12 protein-coding genes are annotated in these 13,651 nt (G+C 46.9%); 4 read left to right on the forward strand and 8 right to left on the reverse strand.

The window, feature by feature from the left end:
* Window positions 1-75: 75 nt before the first annotated feature.
* The 4 genes from KE626_RS07570 to KE626_RS07585 all read right to left on the reverse strand — a co-directional run bounded on the left by KE626_RS07570 (window position 76) and on the right by KE626_RS07585 (window position 4,545).
* A complete protein-coding gene (locus tag KE626_RS07570) occupies window positions 76-1,551 on the reverse strand; it encodes an RICIN domain-containing protein (RefSeq protein WP_211972270.1) in 1,476 nt (491 codons plus the stop codon).
* A gap of 183 nt (window positions 1,552-1,734) precedes the next feature.
* Window positions 1,735-2,697, reverse strand: a complete 963-nt coding sequence (locus KE626_RS07575) for a glycosyltransferase family 47 protein (protein ID WP_211972271.1) — start codon at window positions 2,695-2,697, stop codon at window positions 1,735-1,737.
* A 62-nt stretch (window positions 2,698-2,759) separates the two neighbouring features.
* Complete coding sequence (locus KE626_RS07580) at window positions 2,760-3,473, reverse strand: LytR/AlgR family response regulator transcription factor (protein ID WP_211972272.1); 714 nt, start codon at window positions 3,471-3,473, stop codon at window positions 2,760-2,762.
* Between the two features lie 10 nt (window positions 3,474-3,483).
* A complete protein-coding gene (locus KE626_RS07585) occupies window positions 3,484-4,545 on the reverse strand; it encodes a sensor histidine kinase (RefSeq protein WP_249207343.1) in 1,062 nt (353 codons plus the stop codon).
* A gap of 218 nt (window positions 4,546-4,763) precedes the next feature.
* Here KE626_RS07585 and KE626_RS07590 point away from each other — a divergent pair, with 218 nt between their 5' ends.
* Complete coding sequence (locus tag KE626_RS07590) at window positions 4,764-5,222, forward strand: hypothetical protein (RefSeq protein ID WP_211972273.1); 459 nt, start codon at window positions 4,764-4,766, stop codon at window positions 5,220-5,222.
* A 94-nt stretch (window positions 5,223-5,316) separates the two neighbouring features.
* Window positions 5,317-7,299, forward strand: a complete 1,983-nt coding sequence (locus KE626_RS07595; protein WP_249207346.1) for a beta-N-acetylhexosaminidase — start codon at window positions 5,317-5,319, stop codon at window positions 7,297-7,299.
* Between the two features lie 30 nt (window positions 7,300-7,329).
* On the opposite strand, the gene KE626_RS07600 is transcribed toward KE626_RS07595, so the two are convergent.
* On the reverse strand, window positions 7,330-8,382 hold the full coding sequence (locus tag KE626_RS07600; RefSeq protein ID WP_211972274.1) for an AraC family transcriptional regulator: 1,053 nt from the start codon (window positions 8,380-8,382) through the stop codon (window positions 7,330-7,332).
* On the opposite strand from KE626_RS07600, the gene KE626_RS07605 reads away from it, so the two are divergent.
* Window positions 8,377-9,270, forward strand: a complete 894-nt coding sequence (locus KE626_RS07605; RefSeq protein ID WP_211972275.1) for an SMP-30/gluconolactonase/LRE family protein — start codon at window positions 8,377-8,379, stop codon at window positions 9,268-9,270. The genes KE626_RS07600 and KE626_RS07605 overlap by 6 nt on opposite strands.
* Before the next feature lie 30 nt (window positions 9,271-9,300).
* On the opposite strand, the gene KE626_RS07610 is transcribed toward KE626_RS07605, so the two are convergent.
* The 3 genes from KE626_RS07610 to KE626_RS07620 are packed head-to-tail and all read right to left on the reverse strand — an operon-like array spanning window position 9,301 to window position 11,749.
* Window positions 9,301-10,068, reverse strand: coding sequence for an ABC transporter permease (locus KE626_RS07610; protein WP_211972276.1), 768 nt, complete (start codon window positions 10,066-10,068; stop codon window positions 9,301-9,303).
* Window positions 10,069-10,836: an ABC transporter ATP-binding protein gene (locus KE626_RS07615; protein ID WP_211972277.1), complete on the reverse strand. Its 768-nt coding sequence runs from the start codon at window positions 10,834-10,836 to the stop codon at window positions 10,069-10,071.
* A 13-nt stretch (window positions 10,837-10,849) separates the two neighbouring features.
* On the reverse strand, window positions 10,850-11,749 hold the full coding sequence (locus KE626_RS07620) for a helix-turn-helix domain-containing protein (RefSeq protein WP_211972278.1): 900 nt from the start codon (window positions 11,747-11,749) through the stop codon (window positions 10,850-10,852).
* A 381-nt stretch (window positions 11,750-12,130) separates the two neighbouring features.
* Between KE626_RS07620 and KE626_RS07625 the strand changes: the two genes are divergently transcribed.
* Window positions 12,131-13,627, forward strand: coding sequence for a glycoside hydrolase family 43 protein (locus tag KE626_RS07625; RefSeq protein WP_211972279.1), 1,497 nt, complete (start codon window positions 12,131-12,133; stop codon window positions 13,625-13,627).
* The last annotated feature ends 24 nt before the right edge of the window (window positions 13,628-13,651 follow it).

Genomic DNA, 13,651 nt, shown 5'->3' on the forward strand with positions numbered 1-13,651 from the left:
TATTAAAAAAGCGCTTCATTAAAAATGAAGCGCCCTTTGTTGATCTTCCACGAAAGGTGATACTGCTACAGTAATTTATAATTTTACAATCTGCCATTGCTGATTACGGTTCCCACTCCAGTACCATTGAATGATACCGGCTCCATTGGCAGTAGAGGCGCCGTTTACATCGAGGGCAATACCGCTGTTTACGTTGGTCACCTGGTAATAACCGAAACCCATATCCACAATTATCCATTGCTGGTTGGTACCACCCCAGTAATCCCACTGTACAATACCGGTGCCTCCGGTGGTGGAGCTGCCGTTCACATCAAGCGATTTATTACTGTTACGATTGGTAATAGCGAATGCGCCGCCTCCCAGGCTGGTGAACTTCCACTGCTGATTGGTACCGCCCCAGTAATCCCATTGTACGATACTGCCGCCGTTAGCGGTAGAGCTGCCGTTTACATCGATCGATTTGTTGCTTTGCCGGCAAACGATCTTATACCACGCGGCACCGTCGAATGCCCCAACGGGTTGCGCGATGGAAGCATTGCCCCATGCATATTGCAGGCGGGAAAGCCCGGAAGCATTGTTGGTGGTCAATGTTGTACCGCTTAAGGTTAACAGGCTGTAACCGTCGCCCTCCCTCAGGCCGGGCCAGTATACACAGCCGATGCCACGGGAGCGCACCCGGTTAGTAATACCCTGGAAGTAGGCAATTTCCCGGTCCTGGCCCGGAGCGCCAAGATAGTCCTTCCCGTTAGTCATGGGGATACCGAATTCTGTTACCACCGTTCTGTCAGGATAGGCAATCGCGGAAACAGCCGATTCCCAATCAGCTACCGTGGTTTTGTTATTATCGAACCAGGTATAATCGTGGTAAGACAATAAACAGGTATTGAGTCGGCTGTCGGCGCCTACGCCATTTACATCGGAGGCATACCCGGCTCCATCCAGCAGTATCCTGTTTTTAGGGACGCTGGGATAATGCGTAAGCCAGTCGGCATACAGGTTGTTCAGATTGGATAAGCTATATCCATGTGGCTCATTGAATACTTCAAAATAAACATTGCTGTTAGTACCGTACTTGTTCACTACTGTTTGCCACATATTCCAGAACTGGGTGGTATTATCTACCACGCCATCGCGGGAACTGGCGCCCTCCCAGTATGCCAGGATCACTTTCATGCCGCTGTTGGCAGCCGTGTCAATCGCGGCTGTATAACTGCCCCACCAGGCTTCCAGTACAGAAGACGGATTGATGGGCATACGAACAGTGTTGGCGCCCCTTTGCTTAAAGGCATTGATGATATTGACCGCTTTAGCCTGGGTGGTTGCATAACTGTCTGTCCCCACCAGCCCGGTGGGTACCACCCAGCCATCTTTGAAGTTGTCGGCCGGATCGGCCCAGTTAATCCCTTTGAAATCCGAAGAAACCGCTTCCAGCAACTCCGTGGTGGCTACGCGTTTATCCTTTGTTGTGTTGACTGACATGTTCTCCTGCAGATTCTTTGAACAGCCCGACAAAATTCCGATCAGCGGGAGATAGAATAGTAATCGTTTCATAATGAATAGTTTTTTAAAACGTGAAAGGTGAGGGTTAATCAGATCAGCTTAGTCGTGGAATCACCGTGGCAATATAGGGCTGTTCCCCTAGGAGACCGGGGGAGTAAATCGTTTAAAACAGGGGGTAAATTAATATAATTTTCTACTACAGGATGGTTACACCGGTTGAATGGCAGCGACTGCTCACTTACCTCGCAGGGCGTTTATTTTCTTAGAAAAATTGTAGGCAACTGTATTCAAATAAGGCAACAGCCGTTTCTTTCTGTCGGGAACAAAAGTGCTGTTTTCAATAATATCCCTGATCTTTAGTTTCAAATCCCTTTTAAAGTCAGCATACCATTTTTGCACCTGCCCGCTGCGCTCACAGTAGTTATCCTCTGCTATAATGTCGTGGATTTCGCTCCAGCTATTCACCACTTTGAACGGATGCTGTCCGAATACGTTTTTAAAATATTCTTCTCCTTTAAAATATCTTACTACCGGAATACATCCCCATTCCAGCGATTCACAGAGCCGGAAAGAATCGGGGTGTACATTACCCATGGGACAAGGCGCATACTTTGTTCTCTGGTAGATCTCAATACACTCCTCCTGGGTTAATGCCGTTGGACAATTAAAGGTATTGGTTTTATGCACGTAATAGGCATCCAGCTTCTCCAGTTCTTCGATCAATTCAATCCGGTCCGATTTGGGGTGTCCCATAAAAACAGCACTCAAACTTCTGTTGCCGCAATCCGCCAGCGGTCTGTCTTTCCGCAGGTATCCGGTTTTGAAACCCAATGGAATATAAAACACGTTTTTATTGTTGATGGCCGGATCATAATAATTTCTGAAAACATAATTAGCTTTCGCATAATACCAGCTGTCGTGCTGCAGATTTTCATTGGAGAGATGCAATAAAAAGAAGCGGAAATTTTTCTTCCCGAATTCATTTAAATAGCGGATAAACTCAGGGGAAACATGCTTTTGGTCGTTGGAATAGATAATCACTGCATTATCGGCCACTGTGTTATAGGTACCATGATCAAATATGAAATGGGTATCAAAATCCTTAAACAACACCTCGGTGATATACTCGAATTCAAATTCCGTTGCTACGCCTTTGGATGTTTGCCATATTAAATTGAGCTTCGCTGTACCCGCCATTGATAATTATTTGAGGCGTTAAAGGTAATCAATGTCGGCCATATTCAAATATGGTGCAGGGCTTATGGCTTTTGGAGCGCTTTTTCCAACTGCTCTTTAAAGTTTCTGCCAATAGGGATCTGGTAATTGTTTAACACAATCCGGTTTCTTTCGAGCCGGGTAACCTTTTGAACAGCTACAATGAAAGATTTATGTACCCGGACAAAACGATCCCGGGGGAAAATATCCAGCATTGCTTTGATGGACCCTTTCAGTAACAGTTTTCCCGTATGCGTGTAAATGATGGCATAGTCCTTCAATCCCTGGATATGTGTTACCTCGTCAAACCGGAGCTTTATACGTTGGGTGCCGCTTTTAACAAAAATAAAATCGACGTTCCCCCCACCCGGCGCATCCTCAATGTTGGTTTGTTGTGCTTTCAATGCCAGCAGCTCCCTGACTTTTGTGACAGCCTGCTGAAAACGGTTATAAGAGATGGGTTTCAACAAAAAATCAACCACTCCCAGTTCATATCCTTCAAATGCATAGTTGCGATAGGCAGTGGTAAAAACCGTCAGCGGCGGGTCTGATAATGCTTTAAGAAATTCAAGCCCCGTCATTTCCGGCATCTCGATATCAAGCAGCAGCACATCTGCCGCATGGTTCTCCAGGTACTGCAAAGCATCTGCCGCATAGCGAAACAGGTGTACTGTATCTACGCCATCCGTTCTTTTCAGATAGCCGTCCAATACTTCCAATGCAAGCGGCTCATCATCTACTGCAACAAATTTCAACATGATCTTTTATTTACAATGCTATGGTCAGCCTGGCTTCAAAAATATCTTCCCCATCGTTAAGTTCCAGCTGGTGCCTGTCAGGATACAACAGCTCCAGGCGCTTTCGTAAATTGCTAAGCCCTATCCCCCCTTTACTTTTGCGGGCAACAGCGGCGGGCCTTGAATTTGCGATCACTACTTTCAATATTGCTTTATTCAATGTAATGTGTACTTTCAGCCAGCTGTTTTCCAGCTGCCGGGTGAGCCCGTGTTTAAAAGCATTTTCCAGCAGCGGCAATAATAGCAGGGGAGCAATCTCGTATCCGTTCAGGTCTGCATCAATATCCTGCGTAATCACCGCATCGGCGCTTAACCGGAGCCGCTCCAGTTCAATATAATTATTAAGATAGGCAATTTCTTTTTCCAGCAGCACCTTCTCATCGTTGCTGTCGTACAGCATATACTCCATCATCTCCGACAGCTTCAACACGATATCCGGGGCCAGCGACGATTGCTTTAACGTAAGCGCGTACAGGTTGTTTAATATATTGAACAGGAAATGCGGGTTGATCTGCGCACGCAGAAAATTAACTTCCGCATGCAATTTTTCTACTGTTATCTTTTGAATGGTGAGTTGTTGCCCATACCAGTCCATGCTTAATTTAAGCGCCAGCATTAAACCAAGATACCATAAGGTGCTGAAAAAATTGTAAGATAAAGATTCCATTAAGGTACTATTGCGCATAGGCCCTATCACAAAACCATACAGGTAATAATCAAAAAGACTTTGGGCGACCAGGTAGCCGGCAACGGAAAGTAGAATTGCCGTAGAATAAGCCAGGTAACGCTTCTGCAGCAGGTACCGGGGTAAAAACCAGTGCAGGTTAAGATAGGCGATCACTATCAGCAAAAGTATCCTTACGGCCACACAGGTTGCAAAATAGGGCATGCTGGCTTTATAGATGAGATAGCGTTTCTCATAGAGAAAGAATCCCGTAATCAGCACCCAGTACAAACCATGGGCCAGGGCGTACTTCAGCGATACACGGCGTTGCGAAAATGGCAGCTTTAGCGTTTTATCCGGGAAATCCATTTTTATCTGTCGTTCATGATAAAAGAAACCTAAAACGATGATCCTGCAAAATTATATCGACCAACTGCACAAATAGTAGAGGAAGATAACAATAAAAAAGCTGATCTCCATGGGCCGGCCCGTTCGTCGATTATTCCGTTTACTGCTCTACTATTTTTTTGTCTCCCTTTCTTTTCCCATAATATTGTTTCAAATACTTTTCATCTAAAATTTACACCATGAAATCAACAACATTCCATCAGGCATATACCAGGTTATTTGCGCTGATCATGCTGTGCTTCACTGCATTTGGTTTCACCAACTATGTAGGATTGGACAGCTACGAAATTTATCTTAACAACAAATTGGTACTAAAACAATCAGTGAATCAACCGCTGAATTTAAGGGTATTACAACTGGGAAGCGCCGCTCCCACTGATCTGTTGCGGATCACTTACAAACACTGCCACACCCCCAATACCGGCACCGACAGGAGCATTGTTGTACAGGATGAAAATGGAAATACATTAAAGAAATGGACCTTTGCGAATGCCCATGATACAGATGTAAGTATGACGATACCGGTAAAAGAACTGCTGCGGTTGGAAAAGGATCATGCTGCCCGTGATCTTAGTCTTCATTACGCATCGCGGGAGCTTCCCAAAGGAGAAACGCTGGCATTTCTTAAGGTTAAATGATTATTCCGTGGAAGATGAGGATACACAGCAGGAGACTTCTATATGAAGTCTCCTGCTGTATTAGGAAAGGCATAAATGAGAAACGGTTTTCAAAATGTTAAAAAAACTCGTATTTTATCGGCTGGCAGGTACAAAAAGACCGGCACCTGCTGCTATCCAGAACATTGAACAATACGCAGTCATGATAAAAAAAATGTTATTCATTGCAATGGGATTCCTGTTACCATTGCTTTCTTCGTTCCCTGTCAGCGCACAAAATGGAAATTCCACGGAAATCAGCCTGATTCCTCTGCCTGTTAAAGTTGAAACCCGGAGCGGATTTTTTACGCTCTCCCCCACCACCAGGCTGGTAGCCGATGCGGCTCTTAAAGATATTACCGATCTGTTTGCCAGTATTATCAATACGCCCACCGGGTACCAGTTGCTCCCGGAAAAAAATGATAACAACTGTATTCATTTTACGATCAATGATACCTACAACGAAACGCTGGGTAATGAAGGATATATACTGGATGTAACCCCCGCCAGGATCGACATTTCCGCCAACAAGCCTGCGGGCCTTTTTTATGCGATGCAGTCGCTGATACAACTGTTGCCTAAAGAAATTGAAAGCGGCACAAAGGCTGCGCAGGAAAACTGGGTGGTTCCCTGCGTAAAGATTACTGACTATCCCCGCTTCGGATGGCGTGGATTAATGCTGGATGTAAGCCGGCATTATTTCCCAAAGGAGTCGGTAAAAAAATACATCGATCAGCTGGCCAAATACAAAATGAATGTTTTCCACTGGCATCTGACGGATGACCAGGGCTGGAGAATCGAAATTAAAAGTTTGCCGGAATTAACCAGCATCGGGGCCTGGCGCGCACCCAGGATGGGATTGTGGTGGACTCGCCAGCCGAGGGCAAAAAATGAACCAGCCAGTTATGGCGGCTATTATACGCAGGATGATGTGAAAGAAATTGTGAAATATGCACAGGAAAGATTTGTGACCATTATACCGGAAATTGATGTGCCAGGCCATAGTTTGGCGGCCCTGGCTGCCTACCCTAACCTGTCCTGCACCGGCGGACCATTCAACGTAAATGTTGGTAATGTTTTCTATGCAAAAGAAGACAATGCGTTATGCCCCGGCAATGAACAGAGCTTTGAGTTTATGGATAAGGTGATAACGGAGTTGGCTACACTGTTTCCCGCACCCTATATTCATATCGGGGGAGATGAGTGCTATAAAGGCTTCTGGAAAAAATGCGACAAGTGCAAAAAAAGAATGGCCGTTGAAAAACTTAAAACAGCGGAAGAACTGCAGAGTTATTTTATCAAGCGCATGGAGAAGATAATTATCTCCAAAGGAAAAAAGATGATCGGCTGGGATGAAATACTGGAAGGCGGTTTAGCTCCGGAGGCTACTGTGATGTCGTGGCGGGGTATTAAAGGCGGTGTCAAAGCTGCCAACATGAATCATGCGGTCATAATGACCCCGGATGATTTTTGCTACCTGGATCTTTACCAGGGAGATCCCGCAGGCGAACCACCTACCTACTCCAAGCTTACCTTACGCACCTCCTATAACTACGAACCGCTTCCTGACGAAATAACGGATCACTCATTAATTCTGGGCGGACAGGGCAACCTGTGGACAGAATCAGTACCTACCTATCGTCATGCCGAGTATATGACCTGGCCCCGTGCTTTTGCGCTGGCAGAAGTATTCTGGTCGCCCAAAACAGCCAGGAACTGGAATAGTTTTGTTCATCGCATGGAGGATCACTTCGCCCGGTATGATGTAGCGAATGTGAACTACGCCAGGTCTGTATATGATGCGAGTATCAGGCCTGTAAAAGCGGATGCAACACAACCTCTGCGGGTTGCGCTGGACAAAGAACTCGACGACCTCGATATTTACTATACGTTTGATGGTACATTCCCGGATCGCTTTTCTCCGAAGTATACGGATGCCCTTAATATTCCCAAAGGCGCCGACACCTTCCGGATGATCACCTACCGCAACAACCAGCCAGTTGGGAAAATGATTACCATCAGTATTAAAGAAATTGAGAAAAGGGCCGGGGCAAAATAGTTCCTGCTGCATTAGCAGAGAAAGCAGGTGTTATGCAGCCGGTATGTCGCGCCGTGTTTTCTTCCGGTATTCGGATGGACTCAATGCCGTGATCCCCTTGAAATATTTGTTGAAATTGACCAGGTTATTGTAGCCGCTTTCCAGTGCGATATCCGTTATCGACAGCTTATCCTGGCGCAGCAATTTGCAGGCATGGGAAACGCGGATCTCCTGCAAAAAAGTAATAAATGATTTCTGCGTTCTGGTCTTGAAGTAGCGGCAAAACGCCGTAGGCGACATCTTTGCAACACCGGCAATTTCCTCGAGGGGAATTTCACGATGAAAATTAGTCATGAGAAACTGGTAAACATCATTGAACCGGCCGGCATCTTTTATTTTTATCGCGTTGCGGTAGTTATCGCTGGCGAGAAATTCATAATCATTGGTTTTAGAAAGGATATCAATAATATCCAGGAACACAGCCAACCTTTTTAGTCCGTCGCTGGCGCGTATGTCGGCAAATCTTTCCAACAGGTATGCATGGGTCCCGCTTTTAATTGCCAGGCCCCTGCATGCTTTTGAGAAAAGAGATTGCACTGCTGCAGCCGCCTCCGTACCCTCCACCAATCCCAGCACCATTGCCGGTTCGAAGTACAACACCGTCGCCTTTACCCGGAGCTGCTTCCGTTTCTTGAAGTAAATGTTATCATTCTGCCAGATATGCGGCAGGTTGGGCCCCATCAACACCAGGTCGTTTTTTTCAAAATCATCGACATGGTCTCCGACAATACGTTTCCCATATCCTTCTTCTATCAGGACTATCTCACAACTTTCATGGAAATGAAAAGGCGCGTTTAAAAAATACTCGTCCACCTGCTTCACGCGGAATTGCCGGTTGCCCCCCAGGCCCGTATCCATCAATCTTGCTTTCATGGCCTGAAGATAACTATTCTTACCCATTTCATAAAAAAGGTATTCAAAACGGGTAATATCGTTAATATATTGGTTAGGATCGTTATTAAACAATCTTTCTGCCACCGCTATTTTGCAGCTGAAATCAGCGCCAGTAAACAACAAGGCGGTAAAAGCAGATTCTTTATGCATAGAATGTATCGTGAGTGGAGAGCGCAGGTAGTTTGTCCGGCCAATACCATGCTTGGTGAAGGTCCTGTATGGGATCACCGGCGCCAGCAGCTGTACTTTACAGATATACCGGCAAGACGGGTACATAGTTTTGATCCTGTTTCACAGACTTTCCGTCAGTGGAAAACCGGTAGCAAAACCAGCCTGGTTATTCCTGCCAGCAACGGGCAATTCCTGTTGGGGATGCAGGGAAGCCTGGCGATGTCGGCATTAAACGGCACAACGCCAACAACGCTGATACCCGTGGAGCCGGAATCCCCGCAGCATCGCTGCAACGATGGCAAATGCGATGCATTGGGGCGCCTTTGGTTCGGTACCATGCATACCGATGCACTTCCCGGCAAAGGCGCATTGTATTGTTATGATGGAACGTTGAGAAAAGTATTGGACGGCATCAGCATTTCTAACGGCTTATGCTGGTCGGCAGACAATAAAATCATGTACCATATTGATAGCGCTGAACGCAACATCCGGGCTTATGAGTTTGACCTGTTATCCGGTACGCCGGGAAAGCACCGCATCGTTATCAATACAAAAGATCTTCCGGACGGTATGTGTATTGATAACGAAGGAATGCTATGGGTAGCCATGTGGGGAGGTAATGCGGTTCACCGCTATCATCCTTACACCGGTGAGCTGACAGGCAAAGTATGGGTAGATGCACCGCATGTAACATCCTGTACATTTGGTGGCCGTAACATGAACCAGCTTTTCATTACCACCGCAAAAGAGGAGCTAACACCACGGCAATTACAGGTGTATCCTGACAGCGGTTCGCTCTTTGCCGCACGGCTTCCATTCACAGGAGCGCCGGCGCATATATTTTCCATGTCGCCAGTATGTGTGTAACGCCTTGCAGCAAGCCGGCCAAACAATATATCACCCCCGCCTCTTATAGGCCCTCATCGCTAAGATATAAGCCAGCACCGTAATCCCGATACTCCATGAAAGCGCAACCCAGATGTTGTTACCAACAGGCTGCCCCGACAGCAACGCCCGTATTGCTTCTACAAACGCTGTGACCGGCTGGTTTTCAGCAAAGGCGCGAACACCCGAAGGCATTGAACTGGTGGGCACAAACGCAGAGCTGATGAGCGGCAGGAAGTGAATAGGATAGGCAATAGCACTGGCGCCATCTATCGTTTTGGCAGACAACCCGGCTATCGCCGCGATCCATGTGAGTACCAGGGTAAACATCGCGAGTATACCGGCCACCGCAAGCCATGATAACACGCCTGCCGGTGAGCGAAAGCCCATGATCAGCGCCACCAGAACGATAACGGTAAGCGACATAACGTTAGACACCAGCGCGGTCAGCACATGGCCCCACAACGCGGCCGAACGCGCAACCGGCATGGAATTGAACCTTTCAAATATTCCCCGCTGCACATCGGTAAACAGGCGGAAAGAAACGTAGCCTACACTATTGGCAACAGCAATTAATAATATGCCTGGCAACAGGTAATTCACATAGTTAGGCGTGCCGGTTTGAATGGCACCGCCCAGCACATACACAAACAACAGCATCATCGCTATGGGCATGATGGTAACAGTGATAATGGTATCCATGCTACGAAAAATATGGCGCATGGAACGTCCCAGCATCACCCGGGTATCCATGAAAAAATGATTTTTGATCGTTTCCATTTATGCGTGTGTTTTTTTGTTGATGATAGTAAGAAATATATCTTCCAGGCTGGGCTGTTTTTCAATGTACTCCACTTTTGCGGGCGGGAACAGCTGTTTCAGTTCCGCAAGCGTACCGTTCACGATGATCCTGCCATTGTGAAGAATAGCAATTTTATCGGCCAGTTGTTCCGCTTCCTCGAGGTATTGCGTGGTAAGGAATACCGTGGTGCCACTGCCGGCCCGCTCTTTAATAATTTTCCAAACTTCCATCCGGGCCTCCGGATCCAGGCCTGTGGTAGGTTCATCCAGAAAAATAACCCGTGAGTTTCCCACAAGGCTCATGGCGATATCAAGCCGGCGGCGCATCCCTCCGGAATAAGTGGCAGCCCTGCGATCGGCGGCATCGGTTAAACCGAAACGCTCCAGCAAACCAGCTGCAATCTCATGCGGATGATTCAAATGCCGCAGCCTGGCAATCATGATAAGATTTTCCCGTCCGGTTAAAATCTCATCCACGGCTGCAAATTGCCCCGTCAGACTGATCGACTGCCGCACGTTATCAGGTTTCGATATAACATCGAATCCGTTTACCGTAGCATGTCCGCTGTCTTGTTTCAACAGCGTGGTAAGGATTTTAACAATCGTTGTTTTACCTGCACCATTAGAGCCGAGCAGGGCGAAAATGCTGCCGGCCTTTACCTGGAAGTCTACTCCTTCCAGGACAGGAACGTTTTTATAGGATTTCTTTAAGCCTTGCACCGAGATGGCGAATTCATTATGCGACATTGTTATTATTTCTTTATGCTGTTAATAATGTGATACCAGTCAGATCTGCCTTCCCGCTTTTCAGGAATTCGTAGGTCATACGATCGGCATGACAGTCAACAAACCGTATCCGTTTCAGACTTTTGTTTTTAAAGAAAGTATTCATCAGTGTGGCCTGCTGGAAGACGACCTTGTCAAATGCGCAGTTTTCAAAATAGCAATCGGCGATGGTGCCATCGAAAATTACGTCTTCCAGCTGGGTCCCTACAAAAGAGGTGCTATTCCATACAGCGTTCGCAAGGATGTTCTTTACGAAAGAGCTGGATTTAAACGCCGTCCCGGTAAAGTCGGCGCCGGAAAAATCGCAACCCCTGATATGGCTTTCTGAAAATTCCGCATCTTTCAGGGAACTGTCTTTAAACAGGTTGTTGTCGAGATGGGAACGCTGAAAATGACTGTTGCCCATATCGGAACCGGAGAAGTTGCAGCTATCGACATGGTTGCTTTTCAACAAGAGCCCCGACAGATCCGAGCCAACAAACTGGCTGCGCTGCAGGTGAGAGAAGCTGAACTTTTCATGCAGGTTTTTTAACCCGGAAAAATCAGCGTCTACCCAATTTCCGCGCGACATATCCCAGTTCAGCTTTTTCTCCTGCTTTCCGGCGGGTAATTCATCCGGTTGAACGGCCATAGGTTCAGCCGGGGCCATCCCGGTAACCTCAGAGGAGAAGCTCTCTGAAAAGTAATTAAGATCCACACCCAGGACCTCCGCCAGCCGGTTAAAAGTGGTGATGTCCGGCATGGACTCTCCCCGCTCCCATTTTCCCACTGCCTGGGAACTGATGAACAAGCGCTGAGCAAGCTGCGCCTGGGAGATATTTATCCTCTTTCGTGCTTCGGCAATTTTATTACCGATCGTCTTCGTATTTAGCATACTTCGGTCGTTTTTTATTGATAGTCCAAAGGTATTCGAATTCATTTTCAGCATCGGCAAAAGGGCCTATACTCCTGGTTGTAACTACACTACTTGTAGTTGTTTTTTAACAACCGCTGATCGTTGTCAATATAGAAACCCACTACAGGTAAGGATTGCTGGCACATTATAAAAACAATACATAACATATCTAAAAAGGGAGGAGACAGCAATTTTCACCGGCAATAAACAGATAATCCGGCGGGAATATTCCACTGGTGAGACTAATTAGAGAATTTATGAGACATTACAGCGACCGGAGACGCAGATGAACCAGTATTTTTGCCGGCTCATGCGGCGGCATCGACACACCGACCGCAGTACATTTAAAAATTCCGGTAAATGAAATCTATCGTTGTCATACTTTCCCTGATACTCTCAGGAATCTTTCCGCTGCTGGCTCAACAGCAACCAGCCAATATTCCCGGCGACTTTGCCGATCCGTCTGTTATACGCCAGGGCGATCAGTATTATGCCATTGGTACCTCCAGCGAATGGGGGCCTCAATTTCCCATTTTCCGTTCCACTGATCTCCGGCACTGGGAGCAAACGGGATTTTTATTTGATCACTCACCGGCCTGGGCTTCCGGATCTTTCTGGGCGCCTGAATTTTTTTATCACCATCATACCTACTTTGTTTATTATACTGCCAGGAGAAAAAGCGATGGCGTATCCTGCATAGGCGTGGCCACCTCTGCTTTTCCGGATCATGGATTTAAAGACCATGGCATTCTCATCGAACACGGCAAAGAAGCCATCGACGCGTTTGTGTTCAACGATAACGGGCAACTATATATTACCTGGAAGGCGTATGGTCTTGATAAAAGACCCATTGAGCTCCTGGGCAGTAAACTCGCCGACGACGGCCTTTCCCTCACCGGCCAACCTTTTACCCTGCTCAAAGACAACGACGGGAAAGGGATGGAGGGACAAAGCATCCTAAAGAAAGGGCAATATTACTATCTCTTTTACTCCGCCGGCGCCTGTTGCGGCGCCGAATGCAGTTACCATGTAAATGTAACCCGCGCTACCGCCATCACCGGGCCATATACCCATTATAGCAACAACCCGGTGCTGACAGATGAAGGGAACTGGAAATGTCCCGGCCACGGTACTTTTGTGCAGGATACGCAGGGCGCTGCATTCTACCTCTACCATGCCTATAATAAAAACAGTCATGTTTTTACCGGGAGGGAAGGCCTGATATCCGCTCTATCGTGGAATACAGATCAGTGGCCCGTATTCAGCCATTCCACCGCGCTGGAGAATCGGTCGCCCCTTATGCGGTATCATTATGATTTTGCCCGGGTAAACAATGATATTTTCTGGCAATGGGATTTCAGGAATATGCAGCCGCTTTATCGTTATGCCAACGGGAAATTGTATTTATCCGGTAAATACAGCATGCAAAACCCTTCCGGTATTGCACTCACCCTGCGGCCTTACTCAGCAGCATACGATATCAGCACAGCAGTGGTCAATCATAACAAATCGTCCAAAGGACTGGTAGTTTATGGCGATGCCGGCGCCGCCACCGGGATTGCCGTTTGCGGTAATAAAGTAGTATGCTGGATGTCGAAAGATGGAAAACGCAGCGTGCTGAATGAACAAACAATATCCGACACCCGCTTGCCGGTATACCTGAAGTTGTCCGTATTCCCGGATTTCACCTGTAGGGTATACTGGAAACAACAAAAGGAGTGGGAAGAACTCAGTCCTGAAAAACAACCCTATACCATTAACTTCTTACCTCCCTGGGACCGGAGCCCCAGACCGGGATTGAGCTTAATTGGTAAAGAAGAGGCAGCATTTAGTTTTTTTGAGATAAAGTACCGGTAAAAGGGATAAATTTATCTCAATATC

The sequence above is a fragment of the Chitinophaga hostae genome, assembly GCF_018224885.1.
GTDB lineage: Bacteria > Bacteroidota > Bacteroidia > Chitinophagales > Chitinophagaceae > Chitinophaga > Chitinophaga hostae.